General features: G+C 46.1%; 12 protein-coding genes. 10 read left to right on the top strand and 2 right to left on the bottom strand.

Annotated features, from left to right (window positions below; all coding sequences use genetic code 11):
* Positions 1 to 296: 296 nt before the first annotated feature.
* From QU605_RS14155 to QU605_RS14140, 4 genes are read left to right on the top strand one after another with little or no spacing between them, the layout of a single operon-like run.
* Positions 297 to 1,346, top strand: coding sequence for a glycosyltransferase family protein (locus QU605_RS14155; RefSeq protein WP_289725978.1), 1,050 nt, complete (start codon positions 297 to 299; stop codon positions 1,344 to 1,346).
* A gap of 57 nt (positions 1,347 to 1,403) precedes the next feature.
* Positions 1,404 to 2,516 carry a glycosyltransferase family 4 protein gene (locus tag QU605_RS14150; protein WP_289725977.1) on the top strand — a complete coding sequence of 371 codons (1,113 nt, stop codon included), beginning with the start codon at positions 1,404 to 1,406 and terminating at the stop codon, positions 2,514 to 2,516.
* Complete coding sequence (locus QU605_RS14145) at positions 2,513 to 3,586, top strand: glycosyltransferase (RefSeq protein ID WP_289725976.1); 1,074 nt, start codon at positions 2,513 to 2,515, stop codon at positions 3,584 to 3,586. The genes QU605_RS14150 and QU605_RS14145 overlap by 4 nt, the downstream gene beginning before the upstream one ends.
* Positions 3,579 to 4,355, top strand: coding sequence for a glycosyltransferase family 2 protein (locus QU605_RS14140; RefSeq protein ID WP_289725975.1), 777 nt, complete (start codon positions 3,579 to 3,581; stop codon positions 4,353 to 4,355). The genes QU605_RS14145 and QU605_RS14140 overlap by 8 nt, the downstream gene beginning before the upstream one ends.
* A gap of 85 nt (positions 4,356 to 4,440) precedes the next feature.
* Here the strand turns inward: QU605_RS14140 and QU605_RS14135 are convergent, their stop codons facing one another.
* Both QU605_RS14135 and QU605_RS14130 read right to left on the bottom strand, forming a co-directional pair.
* Positions 4,441 to 7,155: a carboxypeptidase-like regulatory domain-containing protein gene (locus QU605_RS14135; RefSeq protein WP_289725974.1), complete on the bottom strand. Its 2,715-nt coding sequence runs from the start codon at positions 7,153 to 7,155 to the stop codon at positions 4,441 to 4,443.
* A gap of 47 nt (positions 7,156 to 7,202) precedes the next feature.
* Entirely contained in the window at positions 7,203 to 8,042 is an 840-nt protein-coding gene (locus QU605_RS14130) for a GLPGLI family protein (protein ID WP_289725973.1), read from the bottom strand.
* Positions 8,043 to 8,304: 262 nt separating this feature from the next.
* Here QU605_RS14130 and QU605_RS14125 point away from each other — a divergent pair, with 262 nt between their 5' ends.
* From QU605_RS14125 to QU605_RS14100, 6 genes are all read left to right on the top strand, one after another.
* Positions 8,305 to 11,109 (top strand): helix-turn-helix and ligand-binding sensor domain-containing protein, encoded by a 2,805-nt coding sequence (locus QU605_RS14125; RefSeq protein ID WP_289725972.1) that lies wholly within the window; start codon positions 8,305 to 8,307, stop codon positions 11,107 to 11,109.
* Between the two features lie 324 nt (positions 11,110 to 11,433).
* A complete protein-coding gene (locus tag QU605_RS14120) occupies positions 11,434 to 14,610 on the top strand; it encodes a glycoside hydrolase family 2 TIM barrel-domain containing protein (protein ID WP_289725971.1) in 3,177 nt (1,058 codons plus the stop codon).
* Between the two features lie 14 nt (positions 14,611 to 14,624).
* Complete coding sequence (locus QU605_RS14115) at positions 14,625 to 16,037, top strand: CIA30 family protein (RefSeq protein WP_289725970.1); 1,413 nt, start codon at positions 14,625 to 14,627, stop codon at positions 16,035 to 16,037.
* A 26-nt stretch (positions 16,038 to 16,063) separates the two neighbouring features.
* The gene (locus QU605_RS14110; protein ID WP_289725969.1) at positions 16,064 to 16,963 is read left to right on the top strand and encodes a glycoside hydrolase family 16 protein; all 900 of its coding nucleotides are present in this window, start codon (positions 16,064 to 16,066) and stop codon (positions 16,961 to 16,963) included.
* Positions 16,964 to 16,972: 9 nt separating this feature from the next.
* Entirely contained in the window at positions 16,973 to 19,801 is a 2,829-nt protein-coding gene (locus tag QU605_RS14105; protein WP_289725968.1) for a PKD domain-containing protein, read from the top strand.
* 85 nt (positions 19,802 to 19,886) lie between these two features.
* Positions 19,887 to 21,629 (top strand): glycoside hydrolase family 3 protein, encoded by a 1,743-nt coding sequence (locus QU605_RS14100; protein ID WP_289725967.1) that lies wholly within the window; start codon positions 19,887 to 19,889, stop codon positions 21,627 to 21,629.
* Positions 21,630 to 21,792 lie beyond the last annotated feature (163 nt).

Genomic DNA, 21,792 nt, shown 5'->3' with positions numbered 1-21,792 from the left:
AAGGGCAAAGCGCAGCTTTGTTACTTTTCAATTAGACTACGGATTATAAAGGATCACGCGCGTAGCGCGTAATCCTTCTTACGGCTATCGGGATTCTAGAACGGGCAAAGCGCAGCTTTGTTACTTTTCAATTAGACTACGGATTAAAAAGGATCACCCGCTAAGCGGGTAACGATCTAAGTCATAATCCTGAGTACCGCTTAATTGGATGTATGTCAAAAGAAGTGATCTTAACTCTTTTCATTGACCAAAAAGGTACCTAGTTTTACGCTTCAGGCAAGATAGTCCGAATATCCATGAAAGTGATCATCGTCGAATTAAGTACCAGTCATGAGGAATGCATCTATGCCCAGGTGTTATTTCTCAAACATGCGGGTATAGAGACTTCTCTGTTGCTTCATAAGGCCTTGGCACAGCAGGTTTCCTCTTACGAAACACTTTGTAAAAGCGTTGATTACATACACCCTTTAAAAAAGGGAGCCTTCAGGAAAATTCGACAACAAGTCAGAACGGCCCAAAAACTAAAGCAGTATGACCTCGTAATATTCAACACAGCCAGTTCCAGCAAATTTGTCAGGAATTTATGCCTGCTTCTATTAACGGCATCCGTACCATGTGTTGGGGTGCTGCACAACGGAAACAAATTGCTGAAAAGTTTCACACAGCGTATTATTTCCCTGAAAATCAAAAAGTATATGGTGCTGAGTGACCAGATAAAGGACTATTTATCCGGTAAGACAGCCATTGAAGTCAGCAGCTTTTACCCCATATTTTTTCCAGATTACAAGAGTGAGATTACCAAACCAAAAGAAGATGTCTGGATTGCCATACCCGGTCGGATCGATTGGCAGCGAAGGGATTATATGATTTTGATAAACGCCCTCTCCAAACTTAAGCACTTCAAGAATTTGAAGTTTCTCCTCCTGGGAAAACTGGATACCTCAAGAGCAGAAGAGAAGGAGCTGTGGGAGGCGATCACCAAAAACGACTTACAGAATGCCTTCCTTTGTTTCAATTCATTTATTGCGAATGAGGAATACCACGGGTATATCAAAGCGAGTGATTTCATTTTGCCCTTGTTAAAATCCGAAGATAATTACCTGAAATACAAAATTTCCGGAAGTTTCAATCTTGCATATGCCTATAAAAAGCCCCTGCTATGCAAGCAATTTTTTGAGCCACTGGAGGACTTAAAAGAGAATGCCATTTTCTATCCCGGGGATGAACTCGACAAATTACTCTTTCACATCCTTGATGATAATATGGTCTTGCCTGAAGGATACACCAACCCCAAATGGAGTTTCAAATACCAACAAGCAAACTATATGGAGTTTCTGGATTTATAAACCTGAGGGATGACTTAGTAGAAATATCTGTAAATTTACCCCTCTCAATGGCTTAAAATGAATATCGGATACGATGCAAAACGTATTTTTCACAACAACACTGGTCTCGGCAATTATGGGAGAGACATCGTTCGTATCTTAACGGACAACCCTGGGTTTCAGCATTTTTATCTTTTCAATACAAAAAAATCCAATCTCGAGAATAAAGTAGCTCTTCAAAAAGCAACTATTGTTTATCCTAAAGGGTGGTTCTGGAAAGCCTTTCCTTCGCTCTGGCGCCTGTTTGGACAATGGAAACAAATAAATGTCGATTCCATTGATGTTTTTCACGGGTTATCCGGGGAACTTCCGCTACAGTTTGGCGCAAAGAGAATCCCCAGAGTGGTCACCATTCACGACGTGATTTTTTTAAGCCATCCTCAGTATTACAATTTTTTTGACCGGATTATCTACAGGCTTAAGTTTCAGTACGCCATTAAACATGCCGATCGAATTGTCGCGATAAGTGAACAAACCAAGCGGGATTTGATTCACTATTTGAAGGCGAACCAGAGCAAAATTTCAGTCATCTACCAGGGATGTAATGATGTATACAAGAAAACTTATTCTGAAAGTGACAAAGATGCAGTCAGGAAAAAGTTCAACCTGCCCAAAACCTTCATATTAAATGTGGGAACCATACAGGCGAGGAAAAATGTACTCTCGTTAGTAAAAGCAATACATGGCACTGGTTTTCCTCTTGTTTTGGTAGGACAGGAAAAGGGCTATGCAAAGCAGGTACATGAGTATATTGACCAGAATGACATGGGGCAACAGGTCTTATTCATAAAAAATATCACCTCAGCGGAACTGGCCAGGCTCTATCAGTGTGCCACAGTTTTCTGCTACCCCTCTCTTTGTGAGGGTTTTGGAATACCTATTATTGAGGCATTGTATAGCAAACTACCCGTTATTACGACCAGAAATGGCTGCTTCCCTGAGGCCGCAGGACCTGACTCTATGTTCATCGACCCGGTAAATATTTCGGAAATACGACAATCTCTGGAGCACCTTTTTAACAATCCGGATCAACGGGAACAAATGGCAGAAAAAGGGTATGTCTACGTGCAGCGCTTTGCAGATTCCCAGGTATCCGGAGACTTAACTCAGCTCTATAAATCTTTGGTATGACAGGTGTTATTGGTTTTTTCAATTCGGCAGAAGCGTGGGGGGGTGGTGAAAAATGGCATTATGAGGTGAGTCGCTATTTACACGAGAACGGAATTGATGTTGTTGTATTTGCCCACCGGAAAAGTGTTTTGTTGGAGAAACTGAAAAAGACAAATGTTCCCCACATAGGTATTTCATTGAGCAATATGAGTATTCTAAATCCATATGCCTATGCCAAAGTGTACCAACTTTTACGAAAATTCAATGTTGCATCCATTATCATCAACTTGTCACGGGACTTAAAGATCGCGGGTAAAGCCGCAAAGATGGCAGGTGTTAAGCGAATAATTTATCGAAGGGGTAGTGCCATTCCTATTGAGAATTCACTTTTGAACCGGTACTACTTCAAAGACATCCTCACCGACGTATTAGCCAATTCAGAGGCTACCAAGAGAACGGTTTTACAGAATAATCCTTTTTTATTTCCAAAGGAAAAAATAACGGTTATATACAACGGTATCAACGTGGATCAGCTTCCGAAAACCTCAGTAGAAGAAAATGGTTTTAGACTGTTGACCCTTGGGAGGCTTGAATATCAGAAAAATCACGAATTCCTGATAAGGCTCGCAGCTGAGTTAAAGCAAAGGCATCTGAACTTCCAGATGATTATTGGAGGTGAAGGTCGGCTGAGAGGGGCTTTGGAAAAGCTTTCCAATGAATTGGGTGTTCAGGACGTTGTTCGATTTGCCGGTTTTATAGAAACGCCGCTGGAATTTATTAATACTGCGGATATCTTTTTGTTGCCTTCCTATTGGGAAGGTTTTGGGTATGTTCTGGCCGAAGCCTCGCTTTGTCAAAAACCCATTATTGCCTTTAACCTCAGCAGCAACCCGGAATTGGTCATAGAGGGGGAAACAGGGTTTTTAGTGCCGGAAAACGATATCGATCAATTTGCAGACAGGGTCATGGAACTGTATCAGGATAAAGAAAAGCGTACAGCCTTCGGAAAAAACGGATTTCATCATATTGTCCAAAATTTCGACGAACAAAAACAATTGAGAAAACTTCAGGACTACTTAGTGAATGAGTAAGGAGGACGCAAAAATATCAGCATTGGTTATCACCTACAATGAAGAAGAAAACATTGAAGGTATATTGGATAATTTGAGTTTTGCCGATGAGCTAATCGTTATCGATTCTTACAGCACGGACCGTACGGTTGCCCTTATAGAAGAGCACCCCAATGTGAAATTAATCCAACGAAAATTCATCAACTATACCGATCAAAAAAGTTATGCCCTTACTCAGGCTTCACATGACTGGGTTCTCTTTCTGGATGCTGATGAACGGCTGACTCCCGAATTGAAAGCGGAAGTTCTCGAAGTGATACATTCTGATGAATCTGATGTGGCTGCCTATTTCTTCAAAAGAACCTTTATGTTTAAGAATAAGGTTTTGCATTTCAGTGGATGGCAAAGCGATAAGAATTATCGATTATTCAGAAAAAGTAAGGTCAGATTTGTTGAAGACCGGATTGTTCACGAAACCCTGGAAGTTGAAGGGCAGTCAGCAACCCTGAAAAACAAACTGCTGCACTATTCATACAAGGATTATGAGGACTACAAGGGCAAAATGGTGAAATATGGGAAAATGAAAGCCTTTGAACAATATCAAAAAGGCAAACGGGCCTCATTGTACCATTTTATCTTTAGGCCCGCTTATAAGTTTTTAAATCACTATATCCTAAGATTAGGGTTTTTAGATGGCAAAAGGGGAATTATCATTTGCTACCTCAATGCACTGGGTGTTTTCTCCCGCTACCAGGAGATGAAAAGACTTGAGACTGAATTACCCAATTGAAACGGCTTCAAGGCGGTTTTTCGAAGAGGCTTTGCGTTTTTAGTCTAAGTAGCGAAAAGGTTCAGCTATACAGGGACAATCTTCATTAGAGCGTATAGATAAAGCGAAAGGTGAGGAATCGGGGTTGTATAAAGGTCTCCGACAGGAAGACCGAAAGGTTATTGGCACTGTTTCTTACCTGCGATTCGATATTGAGGATGTTGGTTGCCCTTATTTCATATTCCCATTTGGAGTCTCTGCTCTTGCGGTAGGAAATCCGGGCATCCCAATTCTGGAAGGACTGAGAATCCCCATTTCCCAGATCCTGGTTGGTATAGGTGTAATTACTCCGTATTGTCAGGGATTTCCAAACCAGTGCATCGACCTCGACGGAAGGCGCATTGGTCACAAACTTCGTCTCCCCACCTCCCTGATTATTATTGGTGACGCTATACCGGTAGCGAAGGGTAACATTTGGCGCTACCTTGTAGTTCGTTCGGATGCCAGGGGTATAGGTTTGGGTAAAGCCTTCATTTACGGATTGCTGTCCCTGTATGAACTGATTGATCTTGCTGTAATTCAAACTCGCATTAAAGCTGGCCCTGATTTTCCCGAAAGTACGCTGAATACGCCCAAAAATGGAGGCGGTTTCATCCGCAAAACTGGAATTGAAAAAGGTGCTGGTCCGAATGACATTGTCAAAATTGGTCAGGCTCCGAATCTGATCGATATTACTGGTGTAGGCGGCCCGTGCAAAAACGTTGGTATAGTTAAATAAGTTAAAGCTATTGTAGAGAAGGCTTATGTTGTGGGAGAGGGCGTTCTGTAGTTCTGAATCCCCGAATTGAATGCTGTTAAAACTGTTCAGGACCAATCCTTCGGCCAGGCGTGTCACATCGGTGAACTGATTCCGCATATTGTACCTCAGGGTGAGGGATTCACTTTTCTTAAGTTGAATAAGAGTCTCAAATTCGGGCAGGAGGCGGAAGAAATTATCTTCAAAGGTCTCCCCAAACTGAATGTTCCTGTTGCCATAGGCGTGGGCAGATATTCCTGGCGTGATTGTAAATTTACCTGCCTTAAAGCGATAACGAACCCCCAGATAGAGGTCGCTGAAATTGTATTGCGTATCGTTGGAGGCACGCCCCTCATTAAAAGTAGGGGTCGGATTGAATTGGGATCCATCGTCGAGGAACTGGAATATCTGGGAATTGAATTCCTGCCGGCTTAAGATCACCCCAAGGGTGACATTGAGATTACTTTTGGTCGTGAGAATGTTGTAATAGTCCAGCTTCGCATCCAACTGATTGGATTTGATACGCCGGTCCTGTCCCAAATCGTAACGGGTTTGGGTGGTATCCAGGCCCAGGGCCCTGGCCGTACCATCAAAAGCATCCGATCCATTTGGGTCATTGGCCAGAACGGCATTGTAAAAAGGGTCCTCGTTTTTCAGTAAATGCTGCGCCTCAAAAGCAAAAATATTATCCTCATCCAGGGTGTAGTAGTAATTCAGGTTCTGGTTGATGCTGTAAGGAGTCACTTCGTCGAACTGGGTTGTGGTCCCGATTACCGAGGAAAATGCATCCTGGTTCTGACGGTCATTGGAAACACGGCCCAGGATGTCATAGTCCAGCTGATTATTGATGTTGGGCTGATAGGAAGCGCTGAGTTTGAGCAAGGCCTGGTTCGAGCGCTCCCTGCTGGATTGCTCCGTGGCTTCATCGGGAATTCCCAAACTTGGATCTGTGTAGCGAATAAAACTCGTCTCCCGGGAGACAACCCTACTGCTGTTATAGATCAGGAATCCGCTCAGGTCAAGGGCCCGGGAGGGAGAGTAACTGAAGTTTCCTGTGGCCAGTTTGTTTTCAATCTCCAGGGCATTGGCTTCATCGGTCAGGAAATTAAGGCTGTTATCTCCCAGGTTGATACTTGTCCCGCTATTGCGGCTGGGGGCCCTGAAGCCACCTCCAAAGTTCCGTATATCGCGCCGAGTGAGTGCTACTTCCCCCGTATTATTGAGGTCCCCAATAAAATTCAGGCTGTATTTGGGACTGTAATAAAACAGTTTGGGTTGTAAAACATAGAGCGCATTATCCGGGGAAGCCCCGGCACCGGCGGTAACATCTCCGAACCAAAAATTCTCCTTGCCTTCTCTCAATTTGATGTTCAGGGCAACGTTGTCCTGGTTATTGGTCACACTCCTGAGCTGGCCCACCTCGGAATAATTTCGCAACACCTGAATTTTGTCAACAGCCTTTGAAGGGATGTTTTTGGTCGCCAGTTTTGTATCCCCGTCAAAGAAGTCTTTCCCATTGACCATCAATTTGTTAACGACTTTACCTTCAACTTCAATCTGCCCGTCTTCATTGATCTCTACCCCAGGCAGGTTTTCCAGAACGTCTTCCAGTTTTCGCTCTGTTCCGGTATTAAAGGAGTCTGCATCGTAGACCAGCGTATCTCCGTTTATGGTTACAGGCATGGTATACACCAGTTCCACCTCATCCAGGGCATTTTCCGAAACCAGGGTAAACGATTTTTCCAGATCGCTTTCAGCCGTGGTGAGGATTTCCTTAAAGGTGGTCATACCCACATAGCTGATCTGAATTTCAAAAGTTCCGTTTTGGCTGAGTTCTAATCGGAATGCCCCCTGCTCGTTGGTAATACCATAAGACTCCATGCCCTTGGTCTCCTGGTTTATAGCAATTACATTGGCCAATTCCAGGGGTGTTCCCAGACTATCTTTAACCACCCCTTCCAGAAGAACCTGTCCATAGGAACTACCGGCTACCAGGAGTAGCGCGATAAAGAATACGTTTTTCATGAATAGTGGTGGCTAGGGTGTGGGATGAGATACCTGGAAGGCTTGTATTATCTGCTTCTTCTACGTCCGCGATTGTCTCTCATCTCCTGCATTTTGTCCGCTACCGTGATTTGATACTCCGTTTTGGTGATTTCCTTGCCTTTGTCCGGAGCTTCAATTTTGAGTTTTACATCGGGGTTCATGACAATTTTTGAGCAGAGCATTACCGTATTCCCTGCACTAACCTCCAGGATTAGACCCGGAAGGCCCCAGTACTCAGCCGGGCCGTGTGCTACGGGAATCTGAGGTGTATACCAGGCTTCGATTTGTGTCATCTCCACGGCGGGCTCTTTCGCTTCCTCCCCGTTAGGTTCGCCTGAATTTTCATTGTTCTGCCTTAGCCGGCTCCAGGAGAAGTCAAACCAAGTGAGTTCGTTGGTGGGTACACTAGCTGTCGCCTTAAAGCACATATATTGCCCTATTTGTTTTGACTCGGATCCCATCTCCCATTTGATATTTTGTAATTCATCCTTGACCAGAAATAACTTTCCATAAAATTCCTGGCTTTGCACCAATTCGTTGCCTTTTACATTTTTATACTGTTCGCCCCTGGCAAAATTCTTTCCCCAGGAATCCGTTGCCCCGGACATGGCATCCAATTTCTCCTCCTCTTTAAACACTGAGGCTTCCTTGTTAAAATTGAGGATGTACGTTTTTTCGAGGCGATTCTGAAGCCGTGCATAAACCTCTTTTTTCTGGGCCTCACTCATTCTGGCGCCCCAGCTGCCTAACTCCATGGTCGATTTCGAAAAATAATAAGCCTGTCCCTGGAAATCCTGGGCATTTGAGGCCGGAATCGTGAAAAGAAAAACAAAGGAAAGGATGATAAAACGCGCTGAGAGAACCATAAGTGTTGAATAAAGTTTATGAATGTTTAGCTAAATTAGATAAAAGGTTAAACAAAAATAGGATATTTACGATAACATTAACAGTGGGAACCGGCAGTATCCACCTCTCTGCCAGGGTTCTTTGGGTATACACCATTAGGGATAAAATTGATGGGGCACTCGCGGAATTATTTTCTTTCGGGGAATCGGCAAGTGGAACACCTTATCATTTCTACTGAAAAGTATTCGTATTTTTAAAGCCAGGATTCAAAGTTCCCGCCCGTTGAGAGTTGCAGCTATCATATTCTTAATCCTCTTTGGAAGGCTTTACAGCCAGGATCTTCCCCCCATCCGGAATTTTACCCCTGCGGATTATGGGGCAGAGAATCAGAACTGGTCCATTTCTCAGGGCAGCGATAAACGTATCTGTATTGCAAATAATAGGGGACTGCTGGTTTATAACGGGTCGTCCTGGACCCTGAATCCTTCTCCTAACAATACCATCATGCGATCGGTCAAGGCTATCGGCGACCGTGTTTACAGTGGTTTCTATATGGATTTTGGATACTGGGAACGCGATGTCTACGGAATCTTAAGGTATACCTCCCTGACCAAAAGACTGAATGTCGATATGGTGCCCGATGAAGAATTCTGGACAATTTTGGAAATTGATGACTACATTATTTTCCAGTCACTCGATCGGATTTACGCCTACAATCCCTCCGATGAAGCAGTAAGGGTTATAGAGGCTAAAACGGCTTTTACAAAGGGCTTTGAGGTAGACGGGATACTTTATTTTCAACGGATAGGACATGGGGTATTCAAGGTTGAAAATGGAGCTGAGGTTTTGGTCAGTAACCATCCGATACTCCTTGAGCAAGAGGTCATCAACCTATTTGGAACGCAGGAAGGGTTGCTCGTATTAACAAGCGACAGCGGTTTTTTCAAACTCAGTCCGGAAGGTCTGATCTCATGGGAAATTCCGGCTAATGGTTCCTTACTTGCCTCACGGATCTACAGTGCTTTGCAAGTGGAAACAGGTGGATTTGTGATTGGCACTATTTCCAGGGGAGTACTTCACCTGGATGCTGATGGCAATCTGGTCCGCCAATACGACCAACTCAATGGCCTGGACAACAATACCGTCCTTGCCCTTTTCGAGGATCGGGATGGGAACATCTGGCTTGGGCTTGACAACGGGGTAAGCTATATCAATCCCGAATCACCTTTTACCCTGTTCGTTGACAAAAAAGGGGAGGTAGGCAGTGTGTATGCCGTCCGTTCGCATAAGGGGTTCCTCTACCTGGGATCGAATCAGGGGCTGTTTTACAAACCTGTTGAAGGATCGGATGAGTTTACGCTCGTTGAGGGTACCAAGGGGCAGGTGTGGTCTTTGGATGAGATTGATGGCACGCTGTTCTGCGGACACCATACCGGTACCTTCGTGATCGATGGGACCCAGGCAGTTCGGATCGATGAGGCCTCCGGCACCTGGAAAGTATCCCGGTTGCCAGACCATCCACAATGGCTTATACAAGGGAAATACGACGGGTTAAGTATCCTGGAGCAGGATGGAAAGTACTGGAAGGTGCGCAATAAAATCGCTGGTTTTGAACATTCATCGCGTTTCGTAGAAGTACTCGACGAGACGGTTTTTGTGAATCACGAGTACAAGGGTATTTTCAAAGTGAGAGCGGACTCAGCGTATTACAACGCGATCAGTGTAACGGCTGATACTACACTTATCGGTTATGATTCGGGCATCCTGAAATATGGAAATGCGTTGTTGTATGCTTCCTCTGATGGGATTTTCCGATATGACCCTAAGGCTGACCTATTCGCAAAAGACACCACCCTTAAAACTATTTATGAAAAGGAAAAGAACCTTTCGGGCAGGATGCATGTGGATGAGTCCAATAATAGCTTATGGTTTTTTGGGAACTACAATATCTACGTGGTCAGTCCCGGGAATTTGATGGGCAATCCCAAGACCTTAGTAATACCTTTGACAGAAAAGGAACGAAACGGAATTGTGGGTTATGAAAGTCTGGGGGTGCAACCTGAGGTGGGAAGTTACCTGATTGGAACGGGTTCGGGATATATGGCCATAGACCTGAACCGCTATGCCTCAAAAGACTTCAATGTAACCCTTTCCTCTGTACACTTCGAGGGCCGGGAATCACAGTCCGGTTTGGAGTCTATGGCAGAAATTTCCCGGGCAGGTGAATTTTCACATTGGCAGAACAATCTGGATTTTTCTTTTTTTACCGCGGAATACTTTCCCTTCCGCGCCCCCCTGTTCCAATACCGCCTGGAAGGATTTTATCCGGACTGGAGCTCCTGGTCAGAAAATCCTACGGCTTCCTTCAGAAACCTTCCGCCCGGTAGCTATACGTTCCAGGTGCGCTCCCGGATTGGCGATCAACTTTCGGGCAATACAGCAGATTATGCGTTTGTGATTGGCAGACCCTGGTACAGTACCCGTCCTATGTGGGCGGTATACGCCCTGATGCTGGTCCTTGCCGGATGGTTCATTCATTCACAATACCGAAATTATTACCGCAAAAAACAAATCCGGCTCCTAAGTCGCAAACAGCGCGAACTGGACCTTGCCCGGGCGCGTAACGAGCAGGAAATAGTAAAGCTTAAAAATAATCAGCTGCGGGAAGACTTCAGGAAAAAAAGTAACGAACTGGCGGCTTCCACGATGAGCATCATCAAAAAGAATGAAATCCTGAACCGGGTACGCAACCAGATACATGAGCGTTTCCGGGATACAGACTCCATTCAGCCCATTATAGATATCATTGATCAAAGCCTGAGTCAGGACGATGACTGGGAAATGTTCAAAGAGGCATTTAACAATTCCGACCGTGAATTTCTCAGTAAACTCAAAACAGCCCATCCGGAACTTTCCCCAAATGATATACGCCTATGTGCGTATTTGCGCCTGAACCTCACTTCGAAGGAAATGGCCCCCCTTTTTAATATTTCTCCCCGAAGCGTTGAGATCAAACGATATCGTTTGCGTAAAAAATTGAACCTGGAACGCGATGAGAACCTGGTGAACTACCTTCTGACCTTATAACCAGACCCTACATCACCTCTTAATAAACTCAACATTACCTATACAACGAATGTTATATCCGGGTTTGAGGTTTACCTGCCTACGCCATTGTAACTGGTCAAAACCACAGATTATATTGCGATTTCAATAAAATTACCCCCTTTTAAATACAATGTATGTTTTTTGTATAGGGGTAAATTGAGGATATGATAAATCATTTACCTTAAATTTAGGGAAGCGTTCAGGAACCGCTATGGGCGTGAACGCCACAAGTGAATTAGACTCTGGATGTGGGCTCCTTTACTTAATGATGTAAAGAAGCACTCTAATACAAACATTTGCATTATGAAGAACATCATTTTTAGTATTGTTTTCCTCCTTTTTACCGCGGGTGTTTATGCCCAGGCAGATCAGGTTACCGTGGTCAGGGATTCGGATGGGATGCGTTTGAAGGTAAATGGCAGTGACTTCATGATCAACGGAATGAATTGGGACTACATTCCCATTGGCACGAATACAATAACAGCCGAGTTCTGGAAAAAACCTGATGACATTATCCGGGCCGGACTGGACACGGAAATGTCCCTCTTGAAAAACATGAATGTCAACGTAATCCGCCAGTATACAGGAGTTCCTGCGCGTTGGATTAAGTATATCTATGAAAATTACGGGATTTACACCCTGCTGAACCATTCCTTTGGGCGTTACGGACTAACCATTGACGGGGTCTGGATTGAAATCACAGATTATTCAGATCCGCGCACTCAGGAGTTTTTGTTATCCGAGGTCGAGACTTTGGTTCAGGAATATAAGGATACACCGGGTTTATTGATGTATCTGCTGGGGAATGAGAATAATTACGGTCTTTTTTGGGCCGGAGCTGAAACGGAGGACTTTCCCGATGATGAAGAGGAAAAGAAATTCATCGGGGAGCAAAGGGGAAGACCTATGTACCGGTTAATGAACGAAGCATCCCGCCGGATGAAGGCTGTGGATAGCAGCCACCCGGTTGCCATTTGTAACGGGGATGTCTTGTTTTTGGATATTATCGCAGAAGAGTGCACGGACGTGGACGTTTATGGAACCAACGTGTATCGCGGACTGTCCTTCGGGGATATGTTTGAGGTGGTTAAGGAGAAACTCGACATGCCCATAATGCTCACGGAATTCGGGGCTGATGCCTTTAACGCGATAGAGAATAAGGAAGACCAGAAAGCCCAGGCCTATTATATGGTAGGGAACTGGAAGGAAATATATGCCAATGCGGCTGGATTGGGTAAAGCAGAAAACTCCATCGGAGGGTTTACCTTTCAGTTCAGTGACGGATGGTGGAAATATGGCTTTGACGACCGGAAGAACGCCGACGTCCACGATAATAATGCGTCCTGGTCGAACGGTGGGTATGCAATTGACCTGCCCGCAGAGGGGGAAAACAATATGAATGAGGAATGGTTTGGAATTACCGCAAAGGGGCAAACCGACGCCCGTGGCCTTTATGACCTTTATCCACGTGCCGCCTATTACGCCCTTAAAGAAGCGCATAAGCTCAATCCGTATGAAGAAGGGGTAAACCAGGATTTTATTGAGACCTATTTCAACAGCATCCAGATAACCGATGCCGTCCTCAGGGCGCGGGGGGACAAAGCTGCCCTGGTGGGGGAAAGCAGCAAAATGCTGCGCGTTAGTAACTTACAGGCCAGACTTACTACATTTAATACGGGGGGGAGTTTAATTACCACTCCAGAGAGTGCCGATCCCGATGAAATTCAATACCCGGATGAATTGGGCTTTGACCACATGCAGTCCTTTTTCGTTGGGGTTGAGGGAAACCCGGCATCGAATGTACGGGCGGAGGTCAATTTTAATGTTTTAGGTAAAGTAGCTACGAATCCGATAGACGAGATCTTTTATGAAAATCGGGGTCGTCCCGTGGTTGTAAATACTGAAGATGGCGAAGTAACGCTTTCGGATGTCAACCGGGTACAGGTATACAATGCCTCCTTTGAATGGAATGCACGGGATTTCGATATCAGGGGGTTTTATCGAACAGGGCACTACCACTGGGGGTACGAAGGCGATTTCTTCGGTTTGTATCCCGAGGCGAATTACGGCCCGAACCTCGATATTTATAACGGTGAAATCGCGGGATTTGAAATCGATGGAAAAAGGGCTATTGAAGGCCTTAAGGCAGCGTTTGGCCCGCAACTCTGGTGGGGGGCGAACCCTGCAGTACTCCTGAAGTACCAACGGAAGGTTGGGAAATTTGAGATCTCGGGAATCTTCCATGAAGATGTTGACGACTTTGGGGATATTGTCTCATCCCTGGCGGTACCCATGCCGAGGACCCGGAGGGCTACGATAGCTATCGAAAGGGAGTTTGGCGATTTCGGTGTACAGGTTGGAGGTATTTGGGGTGGACAACCTTTAAACGGCCGTGAGTTTCAATTCACCGAAGACAATCCTGACTACAACCCTGATAACCCTGATGCCGCCCCGAAATACATCATTTTTACGGATGAGGTCAATTCAATGGACAACTGGGGAGGTAAGGCCAAGATCACCTATTCTTCGGGTAAGTTTAACTGGTATGCCCAGGGAGCGGCACAAGGTTTGGTCGCCGGGGGTGGTTATGATCAAACCCAGACCTTTACAGGCTGGAAATTAAAGGATACGGGTAGTGGTAACCAAACAAATTTCCTCTCTGGATTTACATATTCATTCGGAAACCTGCAGGTCGCACCTAACTTTTTGTGGCAAAAGCCCATCGTCGGACCCATGCCCAATGACGTTCAGAGCCCGGGCAGGCTGCGAAATATTCTGGATGATCCTTTTGTGGTCCGTGCCAACCGGGAAACAGTTGCCGGAGAAATTTTGTTCACCTGGGATCCAACCCCTGGAACCTGGATGTACGAATGGGACAACGACAGGGCCGAAGATGCCAAGTTCGCGGTCAGTGCGGGGTTTGTATTTCGCCATTTACCCACAACGATGGATGCGGCAATCGGTTTCCAGGACGACCGGACGCTATTTCCATTTCCAAACTCGGTTCCCGCCCGGGATTTATGGGAAACACACACACGGATAGTCTCTAAACTCAATCCGGAATTAGGCCTGGTGGCCAACCTGTACTTCGGCAATGCTCAGGCCAATGGCGATTCACCCAGACTCGTCGAACGCATAGGGGGGGATATTCGAATGATCTATAAAAATTTCAAAGTACAGCACACCTTCAAGTTAAATGACTGGGGCCCCTTTGATTACCATCGCGACTTTAACCTTACCTACCCGGTTCAATTGATGTTAGATGTATCCACGACACTCGGGATACCCGATTGGTTCGTATTGCCGAATACCCAGATAGGGATCCGGGGTACCTGGCGTACCATGAATGAGTTCTCACCCAGGTACCTGCCAAATGAATCACTCGAATTTGCCGATGATTCCATCATAAGCCCTGTAGGTTTCCCTGACGGTACGGAATGGGAGATACGCACGTACATACATATTAACATTGGTAAATAAAAAATGACGTAAAAATGAAAACCGAACTGTTTATTTATCTAAAAAATTCACTGCTTGCTCTGGCCTTTATCGGTTTGTTTGCAGGATGTGAACGTGAGTATTCGGACAAAGTTGATTTTGCCACGTTCCCGAACAATCCTTTGGTTTTTATCGATGGATTCAGCGGTGGCCTGGAGTATTTTCCTTTTGCTGGCTCCAAACTCGATGCCTTCACCGTCGATACAGAAATCAGGTATGACGGCACATCTTCAATGCGGTTTGACATACCGAATTTCGGGGATCCTTCCGGTTCCTTTGCGGGAGCAGTATTTCCCGATATGGGAGGCCGGGATTTATCAGATTATGACGCCCTTACATTTTGGGCCAAAGCCTCAAAAGCGACCTCGATCAATGAAATTGGTTTTGGAGTCGATTTTGGCGAAAACAAATACCGCGTTAACATTCCCAATCTTCGGGTGGGAACAGGATGGTCCAAATACACGATTCCAATTCCGGACCCCTTTAAGCTCACTGTGGAAAAGGGCTTGTTTTTCTACGCTGCCGGACCGGAGGATGGGGACGGGTTCACCTTTTGGATCGATGAGCTGCAATTCGAGAAGTTAGGTACACTAGGCCAGCCAAAACCTGCAATTTTTAACGGGGAAGATCGTGTGGAAACAACATTTCTGGATGTGCAGATACCTGTTACAGGCCTCACGCAAACCTTTAATCTCGCCTCGGGTGGCAACCAGACCGTTTCGGCTGCCCCTGCCTATTTTAACTTCAGTTCTACAGATAATGAGGTGGCACGGGTAAGTGAATCCGGAGTGATTTCTATTGTCGGCACGGGTACGGCTACAATTACGGCCCTGCTTGCAGGCGTCAAAGCCGCCGGCTCCCTTACCCTGGAAGTTGAGGGCAGTTTTGAAACGGCCCCTGTACCTCCGGCCCGAAACCCGGAAGATGTAATTTCGGTCTTTAGTGATGCCTACGCCGATGTACCTGTAGAGTACTATAACGGGTTCTTTATTCCTGATGGGCAAACCACCCTTGGAGGTGCTGACATCAACATTGGCGGAGATAATGTAATCCGCTATACGAACCTGAATTTTGTTGCGATTCGGACTCAAAATACAGTCAATGCCTCTGAGATGACACACTACCATCTGGATATTCAGGTGGAAGATCAGCAAATTGCACCAGGGGACTTCCTGCGGATACTCCTGGTGGATGCGGGACCTGATAATGTAATAGGAACAGAAGATGATACAGAGGCTTCTGTTGAATTCCAGGCGCCTACACTGATATCCCGGCAATGGGTCAGCCTCGATATTCCGCTCTCCGACTTTGTTGGACTAAATACCGAAAATCTGGCGCTGTACTTCTTTGTTTCTGATGCAACCATATCGAATATTTTGGTAGATAACATCTATTTCTACAAAGAGTAAAACAGGAAAAAATTGAAAAAAGAGTAATGAATCAGAAAATAAGACTGGAAATGAGTACAGATATACTAAGTCCTCCTTACCTGAAATGGCTTGGAAAGCTTTCAGGACTGAAGACGTTGGCCGCACTTACAGGCATCTTGATTCTAAATTTAGGATGCAGTTATGGTGAGGATCAGCGTGTCGCCAACTTCACCGAAATTACGGTTCAGGATGAATTCGACGTTAATGGAGCACCGGACAGTTCACTGTGGAACTACGATATAGGCACCCGGGGCGATGGGTGGGGGAACAACGAATTGCAATACTACACCGACCGCCCTGAAAACATTACGGTTCAGAACGGATACCTCATTTTTACTGCCCGTCAGGAGAATTTTGAAGGATCTGCCTATACTTCTGCACGCATTTTGACCAAGGACAAATTTGAGCAGAAATACGGGAGGTTCGAAGCCCGGATCAAGGCACCTTACGGACAAGGTATTTGGCCGGCATTCTGGATGTTGGGTGCCAATTCCGATGAGGTGATATGGCCTGAATGTGGAGAAATTGATATTATGGAAATTCGGGGCCAGGAACCCACCATTCTCTTTGGTAGCGTACACGGACCGGGGTATTCGGCCGGGGAGGCTATAACCAAACGTTTTGATCTGATGAACGATCGCTTCGATACCGGATTTCACATCTTTGGCATTGAATGGGGTCCGGATTACGTGAATTATTACGTGGATGACGTGCTCTATAATCAGATTACCCGAGAAGACCTGCCCAATCCGGATAACTGGGTCTTCAATCAGCCATTTTACCTTATCCTCAATGTAGCTGTTGGAGGGTCCTTCGTAGGTTCCCCCAACCAGGAAACGGTCTTTCCGCAACAAATGCTCGTAGACTACGTGAGGGCTTATAAATATAACGGACCAAACGAATAAATCACAACTATGAAACATCTAAATATTCTAGGCAGAGGACTTGCTATAGGGGTTTTTGTACTAACCTTTTTGGGCTGTACCAAAAGCGATATGGATAAATTGCCCCAGGTGAAGTCTGCATTTACCTATACTCAGAACCCCGATACGGGAACAGTAACTTTTATCAATGTTTCAGAAGGGGCGCGGACCTATATATGGGACTTTGGGGATGGTACGAAGTCTGAGGAGATAGACCCGATAAAGACATATGAGAGCAGCGGTACGTACAAAGTAACCCTTGTAGCCTCAAATCAGGCAGGGGCATCAAATACCTTCGAAGATGAATTGGTCGTATCCCTGAAGCGCGGAGTTTCCCTGCCGATAACTTTTGATGAAACCGATGTGATATACGATCCTTCAACTTTTGAAGGGGCAGCATTCAGGATTGTTGCCAACCCCGATGTTTCGGGTTCAAATGACAAGGAAACGAACGTGGGTGAGATTACCAATGGAGGAACGGCTTTTGAAGGCTTGTTCTTTGACCTGGAGACCCCGGTTGACCTGACCACAGAGAAGACCATAACCATGAATTTCTGGTCGGAAACCCCGATTGATGTTTTGATGAAACTCGAAGAGGGAACCGGCGCCGCCGCTGAGACCAGTGCCAGTCATGGAGGTACCGGTTGGGAAGAGATCGCCTTCGATTTCACTTCATCCGCATCCTATTCCAGGCTTACCCTATTTGTGGATGGTCCGGGTACAACGGCGGGCATCTTCTATTTCGATGACGTGGAGCAGGCCGGAACCGATCCCGGAGGCGATGACTGTACGGCTGAAACCGAGCAGTCCCTCGACGCCTCAGACTTTAACCTGACTTTCCAGACAGACCCCGGTACTGCCATTATAGGGGACGGGGCAGCGTATTCCTATATCGACAATCCCGATACGGAGAACGATGTCAATCCTTCGTGTAAGGCAGGCCAGATTGATCGGGACCCAAGTTTGCCTTTTGCCAACAGCCAAATTGTTTTCGATTCCAAATTTGATTTTAATACAAATGAAGGATTTAAACTGAAAGTTTGGGCTCCGGTTGCAGGCACCAACGTCTTACTGAAATTGGAAGACAAGTCCAATAGCGCTGTCAACACGGAAGTGGGTGCAGTAACCACCACAGGAAATGCCTGGGAGGAACTGACTTTTGATTTCTCGGGTGCAGCCAGTGATACATATGACAAAATCGTCCTGTTTTTTGATATCAATACTGATAGCGGGGCGACCTATTATATCGATGACTTTGCGCTGTATTCGGATGGAGGCGGCGCTACCTGTACTTCGGAGACATCTCAATCCCTCAGTGCAGCGGATTTTGATCTGACCTTTCAATCAGACCCCGGCAGCCTTATCATAAGTGATGGATCAGCCTATTCCTATATCGACAACCCTGATTTTGACAATGCGATAAATCCGTCTTGTAAAGTTGGACAGCTCGATCGGGATCCCGGCCTTCCTTTTGCCAATAATCAGATTGTCTTTGATTCCAAATTTGATTTTAATGCCAATGCAGGGTTTAAACTGAAAGTTTGGGCACCTGTAGCAGGAACAAACGTGTTATTAAAACTGGAGGACAAAACAAATGGCGCCATCAATACAGAAGTAGGGGCGGTAACCACCACAGGGAATGCCTGGGAGGAACTGACATTTGATTTCCCGGCTTCGGCAAGCGACACCTATGACAAGATCGTCCTGTTCTTCGATATCACTACCAATATCGAAGCCACTTATTACATCGATGACTTCAGGGTCTATGGTACCGGTGGGGGAGGCCCCAGTTGTGTGCCCGAGACCAGCCAGTCTCTGGATGCGTCCAACCTGGATATTACTTTCCAGACAGATCCGGGGGCATTTATCGAATCCTATGATGCAGTCTACAGCTTTGTTTCGAATCCGGATTTCGACAATGCGGTAAATCCATCCTGCCAGGTTGGTCAGATCGACCGCAGTGGTAGCGCACTCTTTGCCAATAATCAAATGGTCTTTGATTCCAAATTTGATTTCAATGCATATTCCGGATTTAAGATCAAAGTATGGTCACCTGTTGCAGGTACCAATGTCCTGCTCAAACTGGAAGATAAGACCAATGGGGCTATAAACACCGAGGTAGGGGCAGTGACCACCACAGCAAGTGCATGGGAAGAACTCACCTTCGATTTCCCGAGCAGCGAAACGGATAAATACGACCGGATCATCCTCTTTTTCGAACTCAATACGAATACTGCACAGACCTACTATATCGATGATTTCAGGCTTTATAGCGGCGGTGGAACCGGTCCTGGGAATAACGGTTGTACCAGTGGTACACTGGTCGCCGCGACCCAACTTCCCCTGGATTTTGAAGGGTGTGAAACCTTTTTATCCGACCAGAATTTTGGTGCTGGCCTGACTTCGGAGATCAACGCAAATCCATCAAAATCGGGAATCAACACCTCCGATTTTGTACTGCAGGTGGATAAGCCAACGGGGTCCGATTTCTTTGCCGGGATACAGAACGTGTTTCCTTCGAATTTTGATCTGACCACCACAAATACCTTTAAGATCAAGATTTACTCGACAAAGGCCAACGCGGTTTTCCGGTTTGAGTTACTGGCCAATCCGAACGATGGCAGTATCGGAAATCCGGCCCCGGTATTCGCGACTGTGTCCAATGCGAATGAATGGACGGAGGTTGAGTTTACCTTTACCGGATTACCCGCCGGGCCAACAGCCTACAGCCAGTTGGTCATTAAACCAGACAATGATCAGACCGACAGTCCGATAACAAATGGCGGGACTTATTACCTGGATGATTTACGGCTGGAATAGCTAATAACAGCATGCCATAAGGAACCCAAAAGGTTGGCATTTTAAAGATAGGATGCCAATCTTTTCCTTATGCAAAGAATTCCAAATGGACCTGAAAATCACTGAAGCTATCGAAACCGAACGAAAAATTGACGCCTTGCTCAAAGGGCTGACCCTGGAGCAAAAAATCGGACAAATGACCCAGGTATTGCATTTTGAGCCACTTACCGAGGGCGAAGTGGCTGCCGGGCGAATTGGCTCTGTAATCCATACCCAGGGACCACTGCCCGGGGAAGGGGCAATGGGGTGGCAGCAGCGGTTCCGCAATTTGCAGGAAATGGCACTGGCTTCAGGTCCGGGCATTCCGCTGTTATTTGGAGTGGATGCTGTACACGGCCAGAATACCTATGAGGGGGCGACGATCTTTCCACATAACATAGGGTTAGGGGCATCACAGAATGCGGATCTGGTAGAAAAAGCTGCAGCAATTACGGCTCTTGAGGCCCAAGCAACGGGGTTTAACTGGGTTTTTTCACCCTGCATTGCAATTCCGTTTAATGAAAAGTGGGGAAGGGTCTATGAGGCTTTTTCCGAAAGTACCCCAATTACAGAAAAACTCACACAAGCCTCGGTCCGGGGTCATCAGGGGCGTTTGTCGGATGTGCATACGGTAATGGCGACCGCCAAACATTTTGTAGGGGACGGTTCTACCGAAAATGGAATCGAAGGAGGGGCTACTACCTTGAGCGCATCGGAAATAAAAGATCGGCTTTTACCTCCCTATCGCGCTGCGGTGGCTAGCGGTGTGGGAGCTGTTATGGCTTCTTTCAACACTTTTGACGGGATTCCGATGCATGCCCATCGGGAACTTATAACAGGTACCCTCAAAGGGGAAATGCAATTTGATGGGATTGTCGTATCGGACTGGAAGGCGTATTCCAGATTTGGAGAGGCAGATATCATCAATGCGGGCATTGATATGGTGATGGCCGTTGACGGCGACCTCGAATTATTTCAAGAAGGATTAAGAACGGCCGTGGAAACCGGATATGTATCAGGGGGTCGCATTGACGACGCAGTAAGACGCATCCTTCGCCAGAAGTTCAGGCTGGGACTTTTCGATAATCCCTATCCCTCGGCTGCCCTGATAGACAAAATTGGATGTCAGGAGCACCGGGACGTTGCCCGTCAGGCGGTAAGGGAATCCCTTGTTTTGCTAAAAAATAAGAATGAAGTACTTCCGGTAAGCCCCGGCGCTGCCAAAATTATCGTAGTAGGGGCACATGGGGACAACTCCGGATTACAATCCGGGGGTTGGACAATTGACTGGCAGGGCACAGACCGGAATTACGCCGGAGCCACAACCATCCTTCAGGGTATAGCGCGTATGGCAGAAGGTGATGTGATTTACGATGCGGAAGGCCGGGAAAAACATCCGGATGCCGACCTGGCCATTATTTGTGTCGGAGAACCTCCCTACGCAGAATTTTTTGGCGATATCGGGCATGAGTCAAATACCCTGAAACTCGAGTTGTCCAAAAAACATAAAGAAGTCATTGCTAATTACCATGATCAGGGTGTGGCCACAGTTGTTGTGCTTATTTCCGGCCGGCCGTTAGTAGTGACCCCTGAGCTAGAAAAGGCAGATGCCTTTATCGCGGCATGGTTACCGGGATCCGAAGGGGATGGCATAGCGGAAGTGCTCTTCGGAAAGTATGATTTTAAAGGTAAATTGCCACATTGCTGGCCGGCTTCCCTCGAGGATTTAGAGGGCAAATACGGCCCTAATTTTTGGGATGATTCGGTAACGCCCTTGTTTCCCCTGGGATATGGATTATCTTACGGATGATTGGGTCAGGGGAACATTAGGAGACCAGTTAACAGACAAAGAACAGATTAACGGATAGCAAATGAAATCGGTTGTGAAAATTGGAATGTCGGTCGCGTGTTTTTTGATCCTTTCCTCCTGTAGTCAAAAGGAAAATTCACAAGTAATTCAGCACGAAGAAACT

This window comes from Robiginitalea aurantiaca (assembly GCF_030380815.1).
Classification (GTDB): domain Bacteria; phylum Bacteroidota; class Bacteroidia; order Flavobacteriales; family Flavobacteriaceae; genus Robiginitalea; species Robiginitalea aurantiaca.
The sequence above is the reverse complement of the archived record's forward strand: the minus strand, read 5'-3'. Positions and strand labels throughout refer to the sequence as shown.